This is a genomic window from Pseudoneobacillus rhizosphaerae (genome assembly GCF_917563885.1).
Classification (GTDB): Bacteria; Bacillota; Bacilli; order Bacillales; family Cytobacillaceae; genus Pseudoneobacillus; species Pseudoneobacillus rhizosphaerae.
On sequence record NZ_CAKJTG010000009.1, the window covers coordinates 183,089 to 206,663 of the forward strand.

General features: G+C 35.6%; 29 protein-coding genes. 4 read left to right on the forward strand and 25 right to left on the reverse strand.

Going from position 1 to position 23,575, the window contains the following annotated elements; genetic code table 11:
* Positions 1–84 precede the first annotated feature (84 nt).
* From LRP83_RS10215 to LRP83_RS10235, 5 genes are all read right to left on the reverse strand, one after another.
* Positions 85–978: a superoxide dismutase gene (locus LRP83_RS10215; RefSeq protein ID WP_230496633.1), complete on the reverse strand. Its 894-nt coding sequence runs from the start codon at positions 976–978 to the stop codon at positions 85–87.
* Positions 979–1,076: 98 nt separating this feature from the next.
* A complete protein-coding gene (locus LRP83_RS10220; RefSeq protein ID WP_230496595.1) occupies positions 1,077–1,565 on the reverse strand; it encodes a DUF3907 family protein in 489 nt (162 codons plus the stop codon).
* A gap of 16 nt (positions 1,566–1,581) precedes the next feature.
* Positions 1,582–2,001, reverse strand: coding sequence for a hypothetical protein (locus LRP83_RS10225; RefSeq protein WP_230496596.1), 420 nt, complete (start codon positions 1,999–2,001; stop codon positions 1,582–1,584).
* A gap of 53 nt (positions 2,002–2,054) precedes the next feature.
* Positions 2,055–2,645, reverse strand: coding sequence for an SMC-Scp complex subunit ScpB (gene scpB / locus LRP83_RS10230; RefSeq protein WP_230496597.1), 591 nt, complete (start codon positions 2,643–2,645; stop codon positions 2,055–2,057).
* Positions 2,632–3,399 carry a segregation/condensation protein A gene (locus tag LRP83_RS10235; RefSeq protein WP_230496598.1) on the reverse strand — a complete coding sequence of 256 codons (768 nt, stop codon included), beginning with the start codon at positions 3,397–3,399 and terminating at the stop codon, positions 2,632–2,634. Before LRP83_RS10235 ends, scpB begins: the two co-directional genes overlap by 14 nt.
* Positions 3,400–3,646: 247 nt before the next feature.
* On the opposite strand from LRP83_RS10235, the gene LRP83_RS10240 reads away from it, so the two are divergent.
* Positions 3,647–4,177: a DUF309 domain-containing protein gene (locus tag LRP83_RS10240; RefSeq protein ID WP_230496599.1), complete on the forward strand. Its 531-nt coding sequence runs from the start codon at positions 3,647–3,649 to the stop codon at positions 4,175–4,177.
* Positions 4,178–4,243: 66 nt separating this feature from the next.
* Here the strand turns inward: LRP83_RS10240 and LRP83_RS10245 are convergent, their stop codons facing one another.
* From LRP83_RS10245 to LRP83_RS10335, 19 genes are all read right to left on the reverse strand, one after another.
* Complete coding sequence (locus LRP83_RS10245; RefSeq protein ID WP_230496600.1) at positions 4,244–4,591, reverse strand: GNAT family N-acetyltransferase; 348 nt, start codon at positions 4,589–4,591, stop codon at positions 4,244–4,246.
* A gap of 361 nt (positions 4,592–4,952) precedes the next feature.
* The gene (gene lysA, locus LRP83_RS10250; protein WP_230496601.1) at positions 4,953–6,272 is read right to left on the reverse strand and encodes a diaminopimelate decarboxylase; all 1,320 of its coding nucleotides are present in this window, start codon (positions 6,270–6,272) and stop codon (positions 4,953–4,955) included.
* A gap of 172 nt (positions 6,273–6,444) precedes the next feature.
* A complete protein-coding gene (locus LRP83_RS10255; protein ID WP_230496602.1) occupies positions 6,445–7,926 on the reverse strand; it encodes a spore germination protein in 1,482 nt (493 codons plus the stop codon).
* Positions 7,889–8,488 (reverse strand): stage V sporulation protein SpoVABEA, encoded by a 600-nt coding sequence (spoVAEA, locus tag LRP83_RS10260; RefSeq protein WP_230496603.1) that lies wholly within the window; start codon positions 8,486–8,488, stop codon positions 7,889–7,891. Before spoVAEA ends, LRP83_RS10255 begins: the two co-directional genes overlap by 38 nt.
* Before the next feature lie 34 nt (positions 8,489–8,522).
* Positions 8,523–8,945: a stage V sporulation protein AB gene (locus LRP83_RS10265; RefSeq protein ID WP_230496604.1), complete on the reverse strand. Its 423-nt coding sequence runs from the start codon at positions 8,943–8,945 to the stop codon at positions 8,523–8,525.
* Positions 8,935–9,555 carry a stage V sporulation protein AA gene (locus tag LRP83_RS10270; protein ID WP_230496605.1) on the reverse strand — a complete coding sequence of 207 codons (621 nt, stop codon included), beginning with the start codon at positions 9,553–9,555 and terminating at the stop codon, positions 8,935–8,937. The genes LRP83_RS10265 and LRP83_RS10270 overlap by 11 nt, the downstream gene beginning before the upstream one ends.
* A 233-nt stretch (positions 9,556–9,788) precedes the next feature.
* Positions 9,789–10,547, reverse strand: coding sequence for an RNA polymerase sporulation sigma factor SigF (gene sigF / locus LRP83_RS10275; RefSeq protein WP_230496606.1), 759 nt, complete (start codon positions 10,545–10,547; stop codon positions 9,789–9,791).
* 12 nt (positions 10,548–10,559) lie between these two features.
* Entirely contained in the window at positions 10,560–11,000 is a 441-nt protein-coding gene (spoIIAB, locus tag LRP83_RS10280) for an anti-sigma F factor (RefSeq protein ID WP_230496607.1), read from the reverse strand.
* Positions 11,000–11,350, reverse strand: coding sequence for an anti-sigma F factor antagonist (gene spoIIAA / locus LRP83_RS10285; RefSeq protein ID WP_230496608.1), 351 nt, complete (start codon positions 11,348–11,350; stop codon positions 11,000–11,002). Before spoIIAA ends, spoIIAB begins: the two co-directional genes overlap by 1 nt.
* Positions 11,351–11,484: 134 nt before the next feature.
* Positions 11,485–12,651 carry a D-alanyl-D-alanine carboxypeptidase family protein gene (locus tag LRP83_RS10290; RefSeq protein WP_230496609.1) on the reverse strand — a complete coding sequence of 389 codons (1,167 nt, stop codon included), beginning with the start codon at positions 12,649–12,651 and terminating at the stop codon, positions 11,485–11,487.
* 146 nt (positions 12,652–12,797) lie between these two features.
* Positions 12,798–14,102 carry a pyrimidine-nucleoside phosphorylase gene (locus tag LRP83_RS10295; protein ID WP_230496610.1) on the reverse strand — a complete coding sequence of 435 codons (1,305 nt, stop codon included), beginning with the start codon at positions 14,100–14,102 and terminating at the stop codon, positions 12,798–12,800.
* 27 nt (positions 14,103–14,129) lie between these two features.
* Complete coding sequence (locus LRP83_RS10300) at positions 14,130–14,954, reverse strand: purine-nucleoside phosphorylase (protein ID WP_230496611.1); 825 nt, start codon at positions 14,952–14,954, stop codon at positions 14,130–14,132.
* A gap of 46 nt (positions 14,955–15,000) precedes the next feature.
* On the reverse strand, positions 15,001–16,185 hold the full coding sequence (gene deoB / locus LRP83_RS10305; protein ID WP_230496612.1) for a phosphopentomutase: 1,185 nt from the start codon (positions 16,183–16,185) through the stop codon (positions 15,001–15,003).
* Positions 16,186–16,531: 346 nt separating this feature from the next.
* A complete protein-coding gene (gene xerD, locus LRP83_RS10310) occupies positions 16,532–17,425 on the reverse strand; it encodes a site-specific tyrosine recombinase XerD (protein ID WP_230496634.1) in 894 nt (297 codons plus the stop codon).
* Positions 17,426–17,434: 9 nt separating this feature from the next.
* Positions 17,435–17,662: a YqzK family protein gene (locus LRP83_RS10315; RefSeq protein WP_230496635.1), complete on the reverse strand. Its 228-nt coding sequence runs from the start codon at positions 17,660–17,662 to the stop codon at positions 17,435–17,437.
* Positions 17,663–17,802: 140 nt separating this feature from the next.
* A complete protein-coding gene (fur, locus tag LRP83_RS10320; protein WP_230496613.1) occupies positions 17,803–18,264 on the reverse strand; it encodes a ferric iron uptake transcriptional regulator in 462 nt (153 codons plus the stop codon).
* A 103-nt stretch (positions 18,265–18,367) separates the two neighbouring features.
* The gene (gene spoIIM / locus LRP83_RS10325; RefSeq protein WP_230496614.1) at positions 18,368–19,015 is read right to left on the reverse strand and encodes a stage II sporulation protein M; all 648 of its coding nucleotides are present in this window, start codon (positions 19,013–19,015) and stop codon (positions 18,368–18,370) included.
* 134 nt (positions 19,016–19,149) lie between these two features.
* A complete protein-coding gene (locus LRP83_RS10330) occupies positions 19,150–20,316 on the reverse strand; it encodes an endonuclease Q family protein (RefSeq protein ID WP_230496636.1) in 1,167 nt (388 codons plus the stop codon).
* Between the two features lie 2 nt (positions 20,317–20,318).
* Positions 20,319–20,867: an NUDIX domain-containing protein gene (locus tag LRP83_RS10335; protein WP_230496615.1), complete on the reverse strand. Its 549-nt coding sequence runs from the start codon at positions 20,865–20,867 to the stop codon at positions 20,319–20,321.
* Positions 20,868–20,943: 76 nt separating this feature from the next.
* Here LRP83_RS10335 and mciZ point away from each other — a divergent pair, with 76 nt between their 5' ends.
* A complete protein-coding gene (mciZ, locus tag LRP83_RS10340; RefSeq protein WP_230496616.1) occupies positions 20,944–21,069 on the forward strand; it encodes a Z-ring formation inhibitor MciZ in 126 nt (41 codons plus the stop codon).
* A 77-nt stretch (positions 21,070–21,146) separates the two neighbouring features.
* Positions 21,147–22,070: an aldo/keto reductase gene (locus LRP83_RS10345; RefSeq protein WP_230496617.1), complete on the forward strand. Its 924-nt coding sequence runs from the start codon at positions 21,147–21,149 to the stop codon at positions 22,068–22,070.
* Between the two features lie 79 nt (positions 22,071–22,149).
* Here LRP83_RS10345 and LRP83_RS10350 read toward each other — a convergent pair whose 3' ends face one another.
* Positions 22,150–22,401, reverse strand: a complete 252-nt coding sequence (locus LRP83_RS10350) for a YqkE family protein (RefSeq protein WP_230496618.1) — start codon at positions 22,399–22,401, stop codon at positions 22,150–22,152.
* A 113-nt stretch (positions 22,402–22,514) separates the two neighbouring features.
* Between LRP83_RS10350 and LRP83_RS10355 the strand changes: the two genes are divergently transcribed.
* Positions 22,515–23,417 carry a DUF899 family protein gene (locus LRP83_RS10355; RefSeq protein WP_230496619.1) on the forward strand — a complete coding sequence of 301 codons (903 nt, stop codon included), beginning with the start codon at positions 22,515–22,517 and terminating at the stop codon, positions 23,415–23,417.
* The last annotated feature ends 158 nt before the right edge of the window (positions 23,418–23,575 follow it).

The window sequence follows — 23,575 nt, forward strand, 5'->3', positions numbered from 1 at the left end:
AGAGCGTTTGTACAAGTTTATGCAGGACAGGAAGGGTTATGACAATAAATTGGACGAAGTATCCTCAATTCACTCATTAGGAGATTAAAACAGGTTCCATTTTAAATGTGCTGCTTTTTCGAACCGTTGTTCAACATCTTCCCAATTCACAATATTCCACCATTTATCTACGTATTTTCCTTTTTCATTTTTGTATTGTAAGTAATAAGCATGTTCCCAAACATCGAGTACTAGTAACGGAATCGTATCCCATTGGGTAAGTATCATATGGCGTTCAGATTGTAAAATCTCTAGATGATGAGATCTAGGTGACCACACAAGGAGTGCCCATCCTACGCCCTCTACTTGTTTAGCTGCCTCTGAAAATTGCTTTTTAAAATGTTCATAACTTCCAAAATAACGATTGATTTCCTTTAATAGTTTCCCTGAGGGTAACCCACCACCATTTGGTTTCATGTTATTCCAAAATATTGTATGAAGATAATGACCCGATCCATGAAAAGCAAGCTCCCTAGACCAATGTTTAATTAGAGCAAAATCATTATTCTTCCTAGCTTCAACTAACATTTTTTCGGCGTTATTTAAGCCTTCTACATAGGAACGGTGATGTTTATCGTGATGCAATTTCATAATTTCTTCTGAAATATACGGTTCTAATCCATTATAGGGATACGTAAGGACAGGTAACTTATGTTTTCCAGCCTCCACAATAGGTGACTGTGTTCCCCAAATTGAACCTAAATCCTGTCTCCCTTTAATATACTCTTCCACTTCATCATGAAGAGATTCAGCCATTTTTTGAATTTGGAGCATACTGTTTTGATCCATTTGCCCACCTACAGTTTCAATTATTTCCGTGAACCTGCCTAAGCTTTTCCAAATCCCTTCCTCTTTTTCAACATTTTCAGATTGTAAAAATGATTTCATATCCTCATTCCATTCAAATAAGTCTTGTACGTATTTCCCAAAATGGCTCATACAATCCCTCATTTCTTCTTTTGGCATTCCACCTACATCTTATGTGCCTATGGAGATAACGTTCTAAAAAAAGAAAAGAGAGCAGTTCAATGAACTACTCACTTTGATTGAAGTAATTTAGTTTTGTAATCAGTTTCATAGTACTCCAGCTCTTCTCGTAAATACTGAAAACCACCTTCAAGCTGCTGAAATAGCAGATGAATTGAAGGTGTAACTTCCTGTCTAAAGCAAATAGCATTTTTTCCAGTATAAGCCGCCCGACTATCTTCATACCAAACATCACTTTTAGGTGAAAAAAATTCTTCTATACATTGGTGATAAATTTTATATAAAATCTTCTCTGCTATTTGTTTTGGAAAGGGTATGGCCTTTTGAATAATTTGTGCTTCTTCAAATCTTTCTTCACTATAGACTAATACTTTTCTACACTGCGAGAGGAACAATTTATAATAATCAAGCTTATCAATATGATTATTAACTAACATATCTAAAGTAGTTTCATTTAAGAACTGCTCAATAGAATGAATGGTCTTGGCTAAATGCTTTGTGACTTCATTTATTTGCGCTTCAACTATCATGTTCCCCATTTGATAAGTCCCCCTCTTAATTTGGCTGATTAATAAACTGGAGTGGAGATTTGATTTCAACACGTGGTTTATTCAATAGATCACTTAATAACTCTTTGATTTTCTCAAAGTTAATATCTTGGAAGTAATGTTGGAATTCTTTCTCTGTATTTATATATAATCGTTTACGGTGACGTAGTCCGGGATTCTTCATCAAACATACAAGAGCTACTAAATCCCTGAGATATATTTCGTTACCTTCAAATTGAAATACAGGATTCACTTCAAAAGGGGTGTACTTGTTAAGCTGCTCCTCATAATACCGAACATATAATACATGGAGGTTTTTTTCAACTCCATCCTCTATATATGTAATTTCGCTACGATTAAAGTAGTCTTCAGATGTATTTGGTTTTTCCTTTTCAAGTTCATATCCTTTACATTCGGTAATAATCATCCTAGTGCCCTCCCGTTAATTTCTTGCATCTATTTTAGCATATATTTAACTTGTTATCCGTTAGAACTCATCGTTTCTTGAAATTTTTCGAAAAACAAATCTGCCTCTTCTTGAACAAAATCATCGTCGAATTTTTCTGGAAGTGGAGGTAATTCATCTAGATTTTTAAGTCCAAAACATTCGAGAAATTCCTTTGTAGTCCCATACAAATAAGCCCTACCTGTCCCTTCAAATCTTCCTACTTCTTTTATTAAAACTTTACCTATTAGTGTATGTAGTGGACGTTCAGATTTCACTCCACGAATCTCTTCAATTTCTACACGTGTAATTGGTTGTTTATAAGCGACAATAGCTAATGTTTCAAGAGCAGCTTGTGACAAACTTGAGCTACTAGGTACCTCAACTAATTTTCTTAAGTAAGAGGCATTTTCCTTTTTTGTTGCCAATTGATAGGTTCCAGCAAATTGAACGATTGTTATCCCTCTATTTTCATTTTCGTAGTCATCGAGTAATTCTTGAATGATTTGTTCTGCCATACTTTCTTCTACTTCTAGAACGGCTGATATTTGTTTTAATGATAATCCCTCATCACCTGCTGCAAATAATAGACTCTCTACGATTGCTGTCCAATTAATAATTCCCAACAAGCTCAGCTCCTTCCAGAGACATGACAAATATCTCTGCAAAATTCTTTTCCTGTTCAATATGAATTTCTTGTCGCTTCATCAATTCCAATATAGCTAAAAAACTTACGACAATATGTTCTTTTTGAGGAAAAGGAAAGAGTTCATAAAAACTTTTTCGACCTTTAAAGCTTTTTAGTTCAACGAGAATTTCATTCATTCTTTTTTCTATCGAAATTTCTTGTCTAGCTATTTTTGTCGCAAGTGGTTTTTGCAACTTTTTCCTTCTCATCATCTTTTGCAAAGCCCCAAGCATGTCATAAATAGTAACATTTAATTCTACTTTTTCTACTTGAATATCCTTTGATAGCTCTGATAAATCACTCGGTGGTTTGGAAAACATTAGATTTCTTTCCTCTTCAAGGCTTTTTAAGTCCTCAGCAGCTTCCTTATACTTACGATATTCTATTAACCTTTCAACTAGCTCATCCCGTGGGTCTTCTTCGTAATTCATATCCATGTCATCTTCCTCGATTATTTCTTCATGCTTTGGAAGTAACATCTTGCTTTTAATAGCTAAGAGAGTTGCTGCCATCACTAAATATTCACTAGCAACATCTAAATGTAGTTCCTTCATTGTTTTTATATAATTTAAGTATTGATCAGTTATTTCAGACATTGGAATATCATAAATATCAATTTCCAAACGATTGATTAGATGTAATAACAAATCTAACGGACCTTCAAAAGTATCAATTTTAACTTGATAATGCATGATTTCTCACCAAAGTTTCTTTTATGTAATCTGTTTTCACCTTATTTTATAAAATATATACGTTATGCGAAAACATCCGTGTTGTGTATAAAGTCTATTTTACTTAAAAATATTCACTACGTATAGAGGGGGGGTCAAGCTTTAACAATAGTAAATATCCCCTTTTCATTATAAACTTAAATTTAGTTGTTTTTAAGGTTACACTTAAGAATATCATAAAAAAGGATTAGAGAATGGAGGAGTTGCATTGATTCCAATTGCATTCATAAAATATTTATATCACTTTCATGTAGATCGTGATTATTTTGAATGTCATGAAATTTTAGAGGAATATTGGAAGGAAGAAACAGACCAACAAAAAAACTCCATTTGGGTTGGCTTTATTCTTCTGGCGGTAGCTAATTATCATCACAGACGAAACAATTTCCCTGGTGCTACTAGGACATTAGAAAAAGCAATAGCCATTTTTCATAATCAAAAAGAAAATGTTGCAAATCTAGATATTAATGTTGAACAATTTACAGAACTACTACAGAACCATATGATAAATCTTAAAAAAAGTAATTCTTATCAAAGCTACTCTCTCCCCCTTCGATTAAGCAACAAACAATTATCTCAATGCTATTCTCAAGAAGAAATATCTCAAATAGATTGGGGTAAAGAAAGTGATTTATACGATGCAAGCTTAATCAACAGACATAAGATTAGAGACAGATCAGATATTATCACTGAACGACAAAATGCTCTTATTCAACGTAAAAAAACACAATGTGATTAGTACCAAAAACCCGAATAATAGCACCCCTAAACTAAGGGGATTATTCGGGTTTTTAGTATAAATATGTTATTCATTTTCACATTTATTTATAAACGCTTCTGTTAATTGATTTGAAAGTATAGATTTACCTGGATATATCTCTTTAACAGCTTGAACCATTTTCTTTCCAATACCTTGTTTTCGATGTGAAGGGTTTACTGAAATATGCTGGATTTCATATGACTGATCATCATGAAAGGTAACACCTATTAATCCAATAATGTCCTCGTCTTTCCAAAGAAACAAATGCCACGAATCATCCGTTTCGTAGTTTTTCATGGTTTGTTGTAATTTTTTCAAATCCTTTTCATTTGGCATAAAGGATAATAATCCCATGGCAATTTTTTCAAATGTTTTTTTATAGCGAATTAGCATATATATCCCTCATTATAAAAGCTCTTTTCTAACATTATTGCAAAAAAGAACAGATTCTTCCTCACTAATGTCTTATTTTCTCCAAATAAGTAAATGAATAAACTTTTTCATATTATATGTATAGCAATAAGTTTGTTGCATATATCTATTGGTTATCATATTACATTAACGAAAAGACTTCAATCATGTTATTTTGTTGGAAGAATAAAAAAGATGTAAATGACTCCCCAAATAATTGCAATTAATAGAAGAAATAAGAAAAGTTTCCCATTACTAGTCTTAATCCTAACCAACTCCTTATAGGCTAAACAATCATTGAAAAAGGTTAACCAGCTTTATTTGGGTTAACCTCTTCAACTTGTTAAAGTTTTACTTGTTCTTTTAAAGCTACATCTAAACGGATTAAGTCATCAAAGGACTCTCGTTTTACAACAAGTTGTGTGATACCGTTTTCGACAAAAACAACTGGTGGACGAGGAATCCTATTGTAATTATTTGACATTGAATAGCCATATGCACCAGTGCAGAATACAGCTAACACATCATTATTATCTGCTTTTGGTAATGGCAAATCCCAAATTAACATGTCACCAGATTCACAGCATTTCCCAGCAATCGATACCTTTTCCTCCACTTCATCTAAAGGCCGATTGGCAAGAACAGCTTCATATTTTGCCTGATATAAAGCAGGTCGAATGTTGTCAGTCATTCCACCGTCAACAGCAACATACTTTCTGACGTCAGGAACTTCTTTTGTTGAGCCTATTTTGTATAAAGTAGTTCCTGCATCACCTACTAATGAACGACCAGGTTCTATCCAAATCTCAGGTAGTTCCATATTATATTTTACCACTTGATTTTTCACTTCTGAAATAATTTCTTCAACGTAACTAGATGCAGGGATTGGTTCGTCCTCTTGTGTATAACGAATCCCAAACCCACCACCAAGGTTTAACACCGTGGAAATATAACCAAAGCCAGATTTCCATTCATTTAACTTTTCGAATATTTTTTTAGTGGCTAGTACAAAGCCAGTTGTATCGAATATTTGAGACCCTATATGACAATGTACTCCTAATACCTCAAGTCTGTCCGATTCGAGTGCCATTCTGAGCGCTTTTTCAGCTTGTCCATTTTGCAAATCAAATCCGAATTTGGAATCTTCTTGCCCAGTTAAAATATAGTCATGTGTATGAGCTTCTATTCCTGGAGTAACCCGTAATAATATTTGTGTTTTCGTATCTTTTTGTTCACATAAGTCCATAAGTAAATGTAATTCTAAGAAATTATCAACAACGATGCAACCAATTTGGTAATCTAATGCCATTTTTAATTCTTCGATACTTTTATTATTTCCATGGAAGTGAATTTTTTCAGTTGGGAATTGTGCTGCTATCGCCGTGTATAATTCTCCACCTGAAACAACATCTAATGACAATCCCTCTTCCTTCACAAGTTGTACCATAGCAATAGTAGAAAAGGCTTTACTAGCATAGGCAACCTGGGCTTTAATTCCAAGCCGCTTAAACGTATCTCTAAAACCACGTGCTCGTTCACGAATTAATGCTACATCATAAACATATAAAGGGGTACCGTATTTCTCTACTAATTCAACAGTGTCAACTCCACCAATTTCTAGGTGGTGACGATTATTGATTTTAGCCGAACCGTAAAAATGCATGCCTATTCCCTCATTCCTATAACAGGTTACTATTTAATAAATTTTAATAAAGAAATAGACAGAATCTATAAAGAAACTGTCTACTAACATTTTTCTACATTTTATTTAATTTTAAAAAAACTTTAACATAACTTATTTTAAACTGCAAGTCCAAAAGGTGGAAATGGTAAAGTTATGAATTACTCGGTTCTCGGTATCTATTTCTAGAATGTGTAATGCTTGGACGAAGCTTTGACCCTGGGACGGATTGTCGAACTAAGATTTTCAAAAAGGCCATTGGGCTAAAAGGTAGGAACGGCCAAAAATATGGGATATTTAACGAACGGATGCTTGCAAGTAATAAAATAAATAAAGTTACTCCTATTACATACCCAGGTACATGAAAAATGGCCACTAACGCTAACAGAATCAACCGGACAATTTTATTAGCTATTCCTAATTCGTAGCTTGGGGTCATAAAGGAACCAATTCCTGCTACGGCTACATATAAAATGACTTCTGGAACAAACAACCCAACATCAATGGCAATTTGTCCTATTAATACGGCTGCAATTAAACCCATAGCGGTCGATAACGAGGTTGGTGTATGAACAGCTGCCATTCGTAAAAACTCAATACCTATGTCAGCTATAAACAGTTGAGCTATTATCGGTATGTTAGTTGTTTCATTAGGACCGATGAATGCAAGACGTCCTGGTAATAAATCTGGTTCTAGAACAAATAAAAACCATAATGGTAAAAAGAAAATGGACGTAAAAATTCCAATAAATCGAACCCATCTTACAAATGTTCCAACTGTTGGAGATTGGCGATATTCTTCCGCATGCTGAACATGATGAAAGAAAGTTGTTGGCGTAATCATTACACTTGGTGAAGTATCCACGAAAATAACGACATGACCTTCTAAAATATGCGCAGAAACCACGTCTGGCCTTTCTGAATATCTAACGAGTGGAAATGGATTATATCCTTGTTTTAACATAAACTCTTCGACCGTTTTATCTCCCATCGTTAAACCATCTGTTTCAATGGATTTTAGTTCTCTTTTGATAATTTCTACTAAATCTGGATCGGCAACATCTTCGATATAACCGATTGCAACATCCGTTTTAGACCGTTCGCCTATTTTCATAATTTCAAATCTAAGTTTTTCATCTCGAATACGCCTTCTTGTTAGTGCTGTATTAACAATTATATTTTCGGTATAGCCATCTCTAGCTCCACGTACTACTTTTTCAGTATCAGGTTCTTGAGGCTGTCTTCCAGGATAACTCCTTACATCTACAACCAGGCCTTCTCTTTCACCCTCAACTACAACAACAATTAACCCTGATAAAACTTGGTCAACTAATTCATCCATTGATTTGATTCTGTTGACAGATTGGTGGATTAATCGATTTTCTACGATTCCAAAAACATTTGTAGACAGTTTTTCATGATCATTAATTTCGACTAATTCTTCAAATAAATTAATGATAAATTGTGTGTCACATAAACCATTAACATAATATATATGGATATCTTTTCTCAATATCTTTAGTTTTCTAACACCTAAATCAAAGCTTTTACCTAATCCAATATTTCTTTTCATGTAATCTTCAATTGTATCTAAAGATTCAGGTAACATCTTTTTCGATATGCTCTGTTGCACCATTTGTTCCGCTCCTTTCTAAGATAAGTTCAATGGCCATTTTCGTGATTGGTGAACCTATATCAAAATGGTCTTGTTTGGACATCTTCCCGATATCACCAATACCTACAATTATTGGGACGTCAAGTTCATCTAAACAATACACAGTGTCACCGCTAATTCTACCTATTTCTAAATCCGGTAAGCCATATTTATCTACCCCATATGGAGTCAGATTCCCATCACGGTCTACACATATATCCACCCTCGTCCATTCTTTATGATGGGTGTTTGATGCAACGGCTAGAACACCTAAGACATGGATATCTCGATGATTCGCTACATATTTTAAGGCTTTTTCACCAGCCCCCTCCCCCGTAAGCCCACTATCATCAAACATGACTAATACAGGATCATTTGCAGCTTTCTTAATTAAACGAACAATTTCAGGTCCTGACCTGACAGTTGGATTACCGTGCGACATCGATATACATCTACCACCTATTTCACGGGCAATCATTTCCAGTGTCCGTCTTGCATAGTCATCACCATCGGTTATTAATATCACTTGTCTTTGTTTTTCCATATATGGATTCCTTTCGCTGTTAATTTACCCAATTTTACAATTTGACAAAGTAAATCCAGTGAAATAAAGACCCTAAAATTTTCCCCAACACAAGTGCCATGAGCAGAATGGTAATTTTCCCATCAACACCAACTCTTTTTGCCAAAATAGGTAAGACATTTAATACCTCTGTTAACGCTGCCGCAACCATCCCGTAAAATATCCCTGTAGCCAAACCTATTGGTATCAAGAAATATGATTTAAGAAAAAGAATAACATCCTCCAAACTAACTAAAACTCCCGTTAATGCCCCCATTACAACAGCCCATTCATACCAATGTATCATTTTCATTGTTTTGCTTAATTGTGTTAGTCTTGGTATGACTCCAAGTACGGTCAAAAAAGCCACATAACCTGTTCCAACTGCTAATCCACCAGCAAGTCCTATAAACATGACAATCAGAATACTAATGGTCATCAATTTTTAACATACTTTCTTTATTTTCATTCATGATGACGTAGTGATCCAGATTTTGCTGGTAATTAAACATCTCCACTTCTAGCGGACTTGGCTCTTCATTAATTCGTTTCTTGAAAATGTGGTTAAAAAATAATACCATCCCAAGTCCTAAACCAATTGAGTATGGAATTTGAAATATAAGTGGATGGGGATTATAGGTGCCAGTGATAATGGTATAAATGTGTTGATGGACTGCTTTCATACTTACATCTTCGTGAAAATTCATTATGGCCATTGCTGCACCAAAAAATAGTAATAGCCAAATTAATATAAATAAAGGAATGGAAACGCCTCTCTTTTTACTAACTACTTCTATGATGGTTTGAGTGGGACCGATGATTTGTATATCAGCGTCAGGATATAAGGTATTTATCAGTTTAATTACTTTCATGACATCAATAATGATGATGTTATTGTCCTGCTTTGTTATCTTGTGTATGGGAATGGCGATAATTTTTTGATAAATTTCTTCATCAGCGATGACCTGAGCGATATCCTGAAACTTAACCAATATATCCTGGTGAACAATAACTCGATGTCTCATGCGAATGTAGATTGTTTTTTCCAAAACATTCACTTCCCACACATGGATTTCCTTGTATAAGTATTATTTGTTAAGGACAATTTTTTCATGAAGACCAATAAATGTAAAAAGCGGAAGCGCCTTGATCAGCCCCGACAAGCATAAGACGCTCCAAGTAAGAAGGCTGCTTTTTGCCTTCTTACTTGGAGTGACTTATGACCTCGAGGGGCTAGGCGCTGCAGCTGGATTCGAAAGCACACAAAAAAGCCGCATGAATCTTAGAGATCCATACGGTCCTTCATTTGTTGTAGTATTTTCTTTTCTAGCCTAGAAACTTGAACTTGAGAAATGCCTAAACGTGCTGCTACCTCTGACTGTGTCTGATCTTTGTAGTACCTTAAATAGACGATTAATCGTTCACGATCATCGAGCTCGCGGATTGCTTCTTTTAAAGCAATTTTATCGAACCATTTGCCCTCATTGCCATCATCAATTTGATCAAGTAACGTAATCGGATCGCCATCATTTTCATAAACAGTTTCATGAATGGAAGATGGGGTACGACTAGCTTCTTGTGCAAGAATAATATCTTCGGGTGTTAGTTCGAGATATTCTGATAACTCATTTACCGTTGGAACACGGCCTAAATTTTTTGATAACTCATCTTTTGCTTTACGAATTTTATTACCCATTTCTTTTAGGGAACGACTGACCTTCACTGTACCATCATCACGAATAAACCTTTGGATTTCTCCGATAATCATCGGAACTGCATAAGTAGAAAACTTAACATCATAAGAAAGGTCGAATTTATCGACGGATTTTAACAAGCCGATACAGCCTATTTGAAATAAATCATCTGGATCATAGCCACGATTAATAAATCGTTGAACAACCGACCAGACAAGGCGCATGTTTCTTTGGACAATGGTATCCCTTGCATCTTGATCTCCATCTTGGCTCTTTTTTATTAATTCCTTAACTTCATGATCTTTTAAATAGGTTTGTGTTTTTTCGTTTTTGACCTCCACATCCATAGACAAGTCTCCTTAATTACATAGCATTTTGCTTTTTAATAAATGCTTTCTTAATCTTATTTCGGTTCCCTGGCCTGGTTGTGAAAATACTTCCACATCATCCATGAAATTCTCCATAATAGTGAATCCCATACCAGATCTTTCTAAATCTGGTTTAGTTGTAAATAAAGGTTGCATCGCTTCTTCAACATCAATAATACCGATACCTTCATCCTTAATGGTTATATCAATAAAGCCCTCTTCTATAGTGACATTAATATACACAAATCCTGATGGATCATTTTCATACCCATGTATGATAGAATTGGTAACTGCCTCAGAAACGACAGTTTTGATTTCGGTTAGTTCATCCATTGTCGGATCAAGCTGTGCTACAAAAGATGCGACCGTTACACGGGCAAATGATTCATTTTGACTTAACGCACTAAATTGAATCTTCATCTCATTTTTCATTACGCCACCCCCAAACTTTGCAATGCAAACTCTTCTGTCGGCTCAAGTCGCATAATTTTAAACAAGCCAGACAAATCAAATAGCCGCTCAATTGCAGGGGAGATGGCACAAACAACCATTTCTCCATGAAGTTGTTTAATTTGCTTATATCGACCTAGAATAACTCCTAAACCAGAGCTATCCATGAATGATAAATGCTCTAAATTTAAAAGAATATGGCGAATTTGGTGCTTTTCAATTGCGTTTGTAGCGAGATTACGTAAGTCTTCTGCTGTATGATGGTCCAACTCCCCTTCTAGGCGGATACATAAAACATCATTTTTCACTTCCAAGTCAATTTTAAGACTCACTATCCTCAGCCTCCTTCATCTGGTATAGTGAGTCAAATTCGCTTTTTAGACCTCTATTTCCTTCTAACAGACAAAACTAGTGTAATTTCGCCAAAAGAAGAAAAGAATTTTATCTTTTCGACAAAGGTTATTAACTAATTAGATTTAGTGAACATACCAAATGAACGCTTAAACAGCTTCCACCAGTTAGCTTCCTTTACATCTTCATTTGCAACTAAAGGACTTTCAGATAGTACCTTTCCGTCTTTAACGAGTTTAAGGGTCCCAACTTGATCTCCTTTTAAAACAGGTGCTTTTAATTTCTTTTGTAAGGTAATATTCTTTTGCACCTTTTCTATGCTTTCACCTTTTTTAGTCAATAGCGATATGGGTTCACTTGTAACCGCGTTGATAGACTTTTTATCACCTTTACTAACCACTGCTTTCCCTAAGGAATGTCCTCTTTTATACATTGGATGCGTTTCGTATTGACTAAATGCAAAATCTAATAATTTAGTCACTTGTGCATTTCTCTCTTTTGATGTTGGAGCGCCAAATACAACTGCGATAACGCGCATACCATTTTTTTCAGCAGTTGCTGTTAAGCAGTACATCGCTTCTCTAGTAAAGCCTGTTTTTAATCCATCAACACCCGGATAAAACCGTACTAGCTTATTTGTATTTACGAGCCAAAATTTATTATCCGTATTCTCCCTTAAATAATCTTCATATTGACCTGTAAACTCAGTTATCGATTCATACTTTAATAATTCCTTAGCCATCATTGCCATATCATAGGCTGTACTGTAATGATCACTTGCAGGTAATCCTGTTGTATTTTGGAATTTCGTATTTTTTAAACCTAATTCTTTTACCTTGTTATTCATTAACTCAACAAAGGCTTCCTCTGACCCTGCAATTCGCTCAGCCATTGCAACAGAAGCATCGTTACCAGAACCAATAGCGATTCCTTTCAAAAGCTCCTTAGTTGTCATTTCTTCGCCAGGTTCCAAGAAAATTTGTGAACCGCCCATTGAAGCGGCATATTCACTTGCCCGGATCTTTTCGTCCATCGTCAGTCTGCCTTCATCAAGCGCTTCCATTATTAATAGCATAGTCATGATTTTGGTCATACTTGCGGGAGGTAGTTTTTCATGACTATTCTTATCGTACATAATGGTTCCTGTATCCCTTTCAATTAGTACTGCTGATGCAACACTATTCACTAGTTCAGTACTGGTTTTTTCTTGTGCTAGTACTGCTTGACCTAATACAGAAAATAATAAAGTAAACAGTATTATCATTGAGAAATGTCGTTTCATATTGCAGAACCCTCCAATCTTATATAGCCTCCATTTTTTCCAAAAACACCACTTTTATACAATTTTTTCTAAATTAATAATGAGAAAAAAAAAATCCTAGGATGTTTCATCCTAAGATTTTTTAAAAGATATAGATATAGCATTAATTACTCCGTTATTTCCTCATATATAAGTGTTGGTGCCTTTGCTGGTTCTGAAGTTACGGTAATATTTTCATACAATTTTTGTTTCACAGCATCTACATTTTCAAAGTTACTGTAAATCGTAACTAACGAATCACCCTTTTGGACTTTATCTCCAATTTTTTTCCGAAGCATTAGCCCAACCGCTAAGTCTATTGTAGACTCTTTTGTAGCTCTTCCTGCACCTAAAATCATTGCAGCCGTACCAATTTCGTCAGCCACCATTTCTTTCACATAACCATCTTCTTTTGCTTCTAGTTCAATAATGTACTTTGCCTGTGGTAGTTTTTCAGGTTGATCAACAACCGAAGCATCGCCACCTTGAGAAGCTAAAAATAGTTTAAATGTTTCTAAAGCAGATCCATCTTTAATTACATTTTCAAGCAATTGACGTGCCTCTTCTAAGGAATTTGCTTTTTTTGCCAGGTAGACCATATGGCTACCTAATGTTAAACAAAGCTCTGTTAAATCTTCAGGCCCTTCACCCTTTAATGTATCAATTGCTTCTTTTACTTCAAGAGCATTTCCAATGGCAAAACCGAGTGGCTGACTCATGTCAGAAATAATCGCCATCGTTTGTCTGCCGACATTATTACCAATTCGCACCATTGCGTGTGCAAGATCTCTTGAATCATCAATTGTTTTCATGAATGCCCCAGCGCCAGTTTTTACATCAAGCACAATCGCATCTGCACCGGCTGCAATTTTTTTACTCATAATTGAACTAGCAATCATCGGAATACTATTTACCGTCGCTGTCACATCACGTAGAGAATAAAGTTTTTTATCGGCAGGTGTTAAGTTACCACTTTGACCTATTACAGCAATTTTATTTTTATTCACGAGATCAATAAATTCTTGATTTTCTATTTCTACGTGAAAGCCTTCAACTGCCTCTAACTTATCAATAGTACCACCAGTATGTCCTAAGCCGCGACCTGACATTTTTGCCACAGGCACACCCACTGCCGCAACAAGTGGACCTAAAACTAAAGTGGTTGTATCGCCAACCCCACCGGTTGAGTGTTTATCTACTTTAATACCTTCAATTTGTGATAAATCAATTTGATCTCCAGACTTTACCATTGCCATTGTTAAGTCTGCAGTTTCACTCTCCGTCATACCATTAAAGAAAACGGCCATAGTAAAAGCACTTACTTGATAGTCTGGAATTGTTCCTTCTGTATAACCATTAACTATAAATTGAATTTCTTCTGTTGAAAGCTTCTCACCATCGCGCTTCTTTTCAATTAAATCAACCATTCTCATCGAAATCACCTCATACTTTTTATTAGCTTATAGGTTTCCAAATTGCTTGATACATTCTTTTACATAAGTAAGGAAATTAGCTTTTACTCTTTCTGTTGTTTCAATTACTTCTTCATGATTTAATGGTTGGTCTAAAATTCCTGCAGCCATATTAGAGATACAGGAAATTCCCATTACTTTCATTCCTGCATGACGTGCTACGATTACCTCTGGTACAGTTGACATTCCTACAGCATCCCCACCTAATGTACGTATCATTCGTACTTCTGCAGGTGTTTCATAAGTAGGACCTGTATTTCCAACATAAACTCCCTCTTGTGTGGAAATATTTAACTGCTTTGAAATTTGTTTTGCCAATGCTCGTAACTCTTTATTATAAGCCTCCGACATATCAGGGAATCGTACACCTAAGCGGGAATCGTTTGACCCTATTAAAGGATTGGTACCCATATTATTAATATGATCTGTAATAATCATTAAATCTCCTGGTGTAAAGCTTTCATTAACTCCTCCAGCAGCATTAGTAACAATTAATATGTCAACACCTAACTCCTTCATTACTCTAACTGGAAAGGTTACTTTTTCTAAGGAATATCCTTCATAGAAATGAAATCTTCCTTGCATAGCTACAACTTCAATTTCTTGAATACGCCCAAAAACTAGCTGGCCAGCATGACCTTCTACCGTTGAAACAGGGAAATCTGGAATATCATTGTAGGCGATTTTCACAGGTTGCTCGATTTCATCTGCGAGTACGCCAAGTCCTGAACCTAGTATTAAACCAATTTTGGGACTTCTTTCATATTTTCCTTTTAAAAATTGTGCAGCATTTTGAATTTTCGTGAAATCCATCTTCCTACTCCTTATCTTTTTCCAAAAAGGTTTTGGAAATTATGAATTAGTTTAATTCCTTAAGAAAGCTTTTTCCAAAGCTAGGCATTTTTACATTAAAATTCTCTGCAACCGTTGCACCAATATCGGCAAATGTTTCACAAATAGGTAGATCTTTACCTTCCATCATTCGTTTTGAATAGACAAGAAGTGGTACATATTCTCTTGTATGGTCTGTACCTGGGTGAACTGGATCATTACCATGATCAGCCGTAATAATTAATAAGTCATCATCTTGCATTTTTTCAAAAACTTCTGGAAGTCTAGCATCGTATTCTTCTAATGCTTTTCCATATCCAATAGGGTCTCTACGATGTCCGAAAAGAGCATCAAAGTCCACTAAATTCAAAAAGCTCAAACCCGTAAACTCCATGTTTAAACTATCAACTAATTTATCCATGCCATCCATATTAGAAATAGTACGTAACGATTTTGTGATTCCTTCGCCATCAAAAATATCGGAAATCTTCCCAATAGCAATAACATCGTAACCGGAGTCCTTTAATTCGCTCATAACCGTGCGATAAAATGGCTTAAGGGCGTAGTCATGACGGTTAGGGGTACGTTTAAAATTACCTGGTTCTCCTAAAAAAGGTCTAGCTATAACTCGACCAACCATATACTTTTCATCTAATGTAAGTTCTCTTGCCAACTTACAAATATCATATTGTTCTTCAATTGGAATAATATCTTCATGAGCAGCTATTTGTAATACCGAATCTGCAGATGTGTAGACGATTAATGAGCCTGTCTTCATGTGTTCTTCTCCAAGCTCATCTAAAATCTCAGTTCCACTAGCAGGCTTATTTCCAATAATTTTACGACCTGTTCTTGTTTCTAACTCTGAAATAAGTTCAGCTGGGAATCCATCTGGAAAAACCCTAAATGGAGTTTGGATATTCAAACCCATTATTTCCCAATGTCCAGTCATTGTATCTTTTCCATTTGATGCTTCCTGCATTTTAGTATAATAAGCTAAAGGCTTCTCAACTTTGTCGATTCCTTTAATTTCACGAATATGACTAAGCCCTAATTTTCCCATGTTAGGCATTTTTAAACCATTCATTTTTTCAGCTATATGACCTAACGTATCAGATCCCTTATCGCCAAACTTTTCTGCATCAGGAGCTTCCCCAATCCCGACTGAATCCATCACAACTAAAAAAATTCGTTTGTATGTATGATTAGACATCGTTTTCCTCCTTAATTAAACATCTTAGTGCTTACATTTAATTATATTTCCCTATAATAGGAATAATCATCGTTGCATTTGTTAATGTCAGAAGTCTGACATCTATATTTTACTAAATCTATAATAAATTACAAGAAAAAAGCTACCCTAATTGAGGCAGCGGTATGACAATTCTATGAATTTATTAAGCTCTTTTCGTAAACTTTGTCGCTATTTGATAAATATAAACTACTAATTTCTTAAGTGTTAATTCCTCTTGAACAAGGAAAAGAGCACGAAACCCATATTTGATACGGGAATTAGTCTGTGTTCGAAAAGCAACAATCTCTGCGAAAACAGCCTTTAATTAAGCTCTTGGATGGAATTTTGAATATACTTCCTTTAGTCTTGTTTTTGTAACATGTGTGTATATTTGGGTAGTTGAAATATCCGAATGACCGAGCATCTCTTGTACTGCTCTTAAATCTGCCCCATTTTCTAATAGATGCGTTGCAAACGAATGTCTTAAAGTATGCGGAGTTAGTTCCTTTTGAATTCCTGCTTCTGCAACTAATTTCTTTAAGATTTTCCACAATCCTTGTCTTGATAATCGTTTCCCATGGTGATTTAAAAACAAAGCATCTTCTCTTTGTTTACCCGACAAAAATTTATATCGAGCTTTATCAAGATAATCTTGAACTACGGTCGCAGCGGTGGTACCAAGAGGAATAATTCGCTCTTTATTCCCCTTCCCGATACAGCGAACAAAGCCCATTGTTAAATGAACATCACCACTATTCAAGCCAATGAGTTCACTTACTCGCATTCCAGTTGCATATAGCAATTCAAGCATCGCCTTGTCACGATAGCCAAAATGACTATTTAGCTTAGGGGACTCTAATAATGTTTCAACTTCTTCCATTGATAATACTTTGGGAAGAGATCTCTCTAGCTGTGGAGATTCAATATGTACGGTTGGGTCATGACCGACAATCTTTTCTCTGATCAAAAATTGATGAAAGGCTCGAATGGAAGCAATATGCCTGGCCAATGTTTTGGCTGATTTACCATGCTCCTTTAAATATCCAAGAAAGTGAATAATTTGCGCCCGTTTCACTTCATTTAAATCTATTATTTTTTCAACATTTTTTAAATAGTTTAAATAACTATTTAAATCCCTTTTATATGAAATAATGGTATTATCGGCCAGTCCCTTTTCAACAATTAAAAAGTGTAGAAAATCCTTTAAATGATCCTCAATCAAATCTCATTACTCCCCATTTAAGTAAAACAAGATTAACCTGTCAACTACTGACATGTCTTCCTGACTCCCCAAAGTGGAAACCTTTATGGCCGTACCCTCTGGTTCGTCATAGCGGTGATAATCTTGGTACTCTTGATTTACCCAAATGATACCATAATAAAAAAGAATTGTGCATCCAGTAAAAATAATAAATACCTTTAGAGTTCGAAATATTGTTTTAAAAAATGAGCCCATCAAACCTTCACCACCTGTCCTAAACAAGACGCTCCAGCGCTAATTTTCCCCTTAGTACAAGGTATGCCAGTTTGGACAAGAATTATACCTCTAGGAAACAAGGTTTTTGGCCAAAGTAAAAAGACCTTTTTTGAAAAGGTCTACTTTGCAGTTTCTTCTTTAGTTTTATCATGGCAACGATGACAAATACCATGGAAGGTTAAGCGGTGGTCTTTAATAATAAAGTTCCAATCCCGTTCAACTATTGCTTCAACATCCTCTAGAAGGTCGTCTTGAATTTCATCCACGGCACCGCACTCTATACAAACAAGATGATGATGGAAGTGTGCAGCCCCTTCCTGACGTAAGTCATATCGGGAAACTCCATCACCAAAATTAATTTTGTCGACAATTTTAAGTTCTGTGAGTAATTCTAATGTCCGATATACAGTTGCTAAACCAATCTCAGGAGATTTATCTTTTACGAGGAGGTATACATCTTCCGCACTTAAATGATCCTCTTCATTTTCCAACAACACACGAACGGTCGCTTCACGTTGTGGAGTGAGTTTATAGCTGGATGAGTGCAAATGCTTTTTAATTCTATCAATTCTACTTTCCATACCGAAGTCCTCCCTCGCCACTGTCAATTCTCATTATAACAGATAGAGGAATAGATTCAAAATAAAATAATTATCATTAAGTGCTTTTATTAAATAATAATTATTATAAACTGCTAATGGTATTCATTACCGATTTCATAAATACAGGAGATAGATAAGCTTCAATTGCAGCTGCAGCTCCAATACAAAGAATAGCAAATATAAAAGTTCCTACGTAATTTTTAAACAATGGTAAAAAAGGTTGACCATACTTTTTCAAAAATTGCCGTTGAATCATTTTCAATGAAAACATTACAGCTACAGAAGCTGTTACAATAAAGACAGGTATGATGATAAAGTTTTGAGGTAGTATGGAAACAAATGCTAAAAAGAAGCCATTCCATCCCATCTGGTTCACTAAAAATCCTACAGTAAACCCTACGACCATCCCTTTCATAAATAATAATACTAGAATGACTGGCAATCCAATTATCGATACCCCAAGCAACCACATTAGTCCGATAAATTTCACATTATGAAAAAAGCTCTGTCGGAAAAGATCTGATTCCTCTGCGAGCCTTCCGTTTTCCATTTGACCAAAAAATTGATTTAAATAATAAAATAAATCTTCCTTCTGTACAAAACTCAAACTATTGACAATCACTGCACCAAAAATGACTCCCATCATAAATAACACAATTACAAACAAATACATCGAGGAGTTTTCACGTAAATAATTTGCTGCAACGTTCTGGTATATTCTTTTTCTCAATTGTGCTCCCTCCCACTAACTCGTTACTAAATTGTATGCTTGTCTTAACGAGGTATGACACAAAAAAATGAGATTTTAACACACTAAAGCGGTGGGGGACAGTCCCCCACCGCTTTAATGTGCTAAAACCTGTTCTATTGTTCGGCGATTTTGCCGTATTTGCCGCCTCCACCTGCTTGAAGAAGGATATCTCCATTTCGAGCTTTCCAGATGAGTTCCGCTATTGGAAGTGGGACAACGTTAGCAATGGATTCATACGGAACCTCGTGCAGAATGGCCATTTCGGTTCCAAAATGGTCTAATAGCTTAGTAAGCATTTTCGGTCCTAACCCGGGAATAAACTCAAGTGGGACTTGATGTATATAGGGTGGCCGTTTTCGCCTTGATACAACAGGAGAATGTAGCTCCTTGATTCGTTCGGCAACACCCTTAGTGAATTTCACTGCCCCACATTCAGGACATTTCTCTTCTCCTGGTGAAATAGGATGTGAACAATTTGCACATGCCGTTTGATGATATTTTCCAAGAAATGGGTCAAGGCCATAGTTGGCGATTATCTTTCTACCCTCTATTTCTTTTAGCGCTTTTTCTAATTCTTTAAAAGTTGGCTCCTTCATTACCAGAACCTGATATTCCCTTGCAATTTTCGCTAAAGAATGGGCATCTGAATTAGAAATATAAGTGTATTGATGGAGCTCGCCAATCTCATCAGCCATCACCGTATTAGAACTTAAACCTAATTCGATTGCATCGATTTGATTTGGATCAAATACCTCCGTTAAGCTTTGTTTAACTCCTTTTCCATAAAGACTCTTAAAGGGTGTGAAAACATGGGCTGGAATAAAAAGTCCATCTAATTCTTTAACCTTCCTCTGTAGCTCTTTCCCAGAAACGTATATACGTTGCGAACTCAATTGTATGTTTTTTAATTGCTTAGATAGCCACATTGAAAAACTTCTCATTACTTCTAATGTCGGGAAAAAGCAAAGGACATGAATCGGACCTTGGCATTGTTCATCATATATTTCAAGCTCTGATCCAGGGATAATCGTTAAATCGCCAAATACAATTCCACCGTCTGGATGCTCTGTAAGAAGTCCATTTGAAAGTAATTCTTCCATTTCGATTATAACTTCAGGAGAATGACTATCGATGATCCCAATCATATTCAACCCTTTTTCGTTGCGAGCATGATGTATTATATTGGTAAAGGTTAATGATCTGGATCCCGTTATTTTTACTGCCTTACCAGTTTTAGTTCTGCCAATATGTATATGTAAATCAACATAATATTTTTTCATTTTCATTTGATACTCTCTTTAAGTTGCAGGTATTGTACGGCATAAGCAGTTTTTGCATCATATATTTTCTTTTCCTCAACATATTGGATTGCTTCAGCTAAAAACAATTCAACAATGTTAACAAATTCATCTTCATCTAGCTGTGCTGCATCTTCCTTTTTGCTTAATCCTGTCGCAACATACAAGTGAACAATTTCATCTGCAAATCCAGGAGAGGTATAGAAAGAGATTAGCCAATCAAGTTTTTCGCAAACATATCCTGTTTCTTCCTCTAATTCTCTTCGAGCACACTCTAGTGGGTTCTCCCCTTTTTCCAGCTTCCCTGCAGGAATTTCCACTAATGTTCGTTCGAGTGCTTTTCGAAATTGTTCAACCATTACGATTTTCCCATCATTCGTTATCGGCAAAATGGCCACTGCCCCAGGATGTTTTATTATTTCACGCTTTGAAGTTTTCCCATTTGGCAATTCTACCTCATCAACTTGAAGGCTTATAACTCTCCCGGAAAAAATATGATCCGATTTAATTGTTTTTTCCTCTAAACGATTCATCCTAGACACTCCTGTTCTAATCCGATGTGACATGCTCATACATTTTACCATAGTTTGCTCTAGGAGGTAGGATGCTATGAAGGTCTATGTTCATGAAAAAGGGGTTATTATGGTTGGTAAAGCATGGGAGATTAGACAAAAGCTAATAGAATATCGAAAGCAGTTTGAAACTGTTAAAGCTTGGATTGATTCAACTAAGTAGCCTATAAACAGATGATTTGGTTTATGTTTCTCCTTTTATTAAAATAGTATTAATGATTATCTAGGGAGGAAAATAATTTGCAAAAACGAAGGCTTGGCTCTTCTGATTTAGAAATTAGCGAATTGGCTTTAGGCTGCATGTCTCTGGGTACTGATGAGCTTCATGCTCAGCGTGTCATTCATACAGCTTTAGAGGAAGGTATCAATTATTTTGATACTGCAGATCTATATGACTTTGGTGATAACGAGAGAATTGTTGGGATGGCACTTAAGAGTATTCGCGAAGATGTTGTGATTGCCACAAAAGTGGGAAATCGTTGGAATGAACAAAAGGACGGCTGGGGTTGGGATCCATCTAAAGCTTATATCAAGGAACAAGTGAAGAAAAGCCTAAATAGGTTGGGTACCGAGTATATTGATTTGTATCAGCTTCATGGGGGAACTACCGAAGACCCAATTGAAGAAACAATTGAGGCTTTTGAAGAGTTAAAGGCAGAAGGATATATACGTTTTTATGGAATTTCTTCCATCCGCCCAAATGTGATTCGTGAATATGTTGAGAAGTCAGGGATTGTTTCTGTGATGATGCAATATAGTTTGCTAGATCGTCGACCAGAAGAAATGGTTTTGCCTCTTTTGAGTGAACAAGGAATTAGTGTAGTTTGTCGCGGAACATTAGCAAAGGGATTACTTACCGAAAAGAAATGGGAGTATTTCTCGGCTTCTTTTAAGAAAAACGGTTATTTAAAGTATTCTTCTTTGGAGTTACAGGAACTTTTATCCTTATTGAAGGAAAAAGTTGCACCAGAGCGTCCTATGACCGAAATTGCTGCACAATATTGCCTGGCTCAACCAGCTGTGTCAGCCGTTGTAATTGGAGCGAGTTCACCGGAACAGGTGAAAAATAATGCCAGGGCAGTACAATCACAAAGATTATCTAAAGAAGAAATTGATCTTATTCAAGAATTAACACGGGCTGATATTTATCAGGAGCATCGATAGAAAAATAATGAATAAACGGGCACGTAATTCTATTTACGTGCCCAATCTTGATACCGATTAGCTTTAACCTTACCAACTATTATTTGAAATTTCTCCAGTCTGTTGAACTTTCATTTAATAACTCTTCAAATGATTTGTTTTTTTCCTTTAATCGTCTTTCCTCGCGCTTTCGTGCTTCCTCTTCTTGAACCTTCTTTTCTTCGGCTGCTTTTAGTTCATTTTGTTTATCTTTTAGCTGTTTAACTAAATCTTGATTTAGCATGTCTCCTAATGTAACTGCACCTTCATCCTTTTTCACCTTAGGCTTAGGCTGTTGTTGTCGCTTTTTCATAATAAAACCCCACTTTTTACTTTTGAAAATATTATATCACGGATTTATTAAAGGAAAATAATGAAACAACGAAGAATAGTTCAGTTAACAAATTCATTTTGAGGTGAAAAAAATTGCTAAATGATCCTTTACATAACGAAATAGTCAAACTAGAACAAGAAATTCTAGAAAAGAAGAAAGAGTTAGCTCAACTACGTAAATCTGTACCCGAACAAAAGGTTGAAAACTATCAATTTGTGACATCTGATAAAAGAGAAGTAAGCCTCCTCGAACTATTTCAAGATAAAGATGAACTTATCGTTATTCATAATATGGGAAAAGGGTGCTCTTACTGTACAATGTGGGCAGACGGATTTAACGGAGTTTACCAGCATTTGATCCAGAAAGCAGCATTTGTTCTTTCATCACCTGATGAACCTGAGGTACAAGCAGATTTTGCAGCAGCTAGAGGTTGGATTTTCCCTATGGTTTCCACTAAGGGAACCACTTTTAAAGTGGATTTTGGATTTCAAAAGGATGGATACTACTATCCTGGGGTATCTACTTTCAGAAAAGATAAGGAAGGTAACATCTATCATCATGCCAAGGCACCTCTTGGCCCTGGGGACGATTATAATGTTGTATGGCATTTGTTTGATTTATTACCTTCTGGTTCAGAAGATTTTCAACCTAAGAAAAAATATGATTGTCATTCAACATTTCAAATAACCAATAATGTAGCTATTCAAGTAAAAGATTATGCTAGAGCCATAAACTTTTACGAAAATATAATTGGTATGAGGCTTAATAAAAACTATAATAACGAAACGATGTTTTCAATGGGCGGACTTCAATTTTTCATTGAAAATTCGGATGGTGATTCTGTCTTCTTTGAATTTGGAGTTGATGATTTCCATCATGCTATTGAAATGTTATTAGACCAAGGGTGCGAGATTACTAAGGAATATCATGAAACAAGCGTCATGGTAAAGGACCCTTTTGGACTGAAATTCCATCTATTCGAGGTGAAGAATTAGCTCTTTACCGGTATTCAATATGAAAAAAGCAGGGATTATGAACTGCACCCCAATTGTTAGACACTATCTAACAGTTGGAGGTGCAGTTTTTTGTATGTCAAAATATCCAAGTGATATTAAATTAAATATTATTCAAAGCTATAACCCAAAAGTGTTTT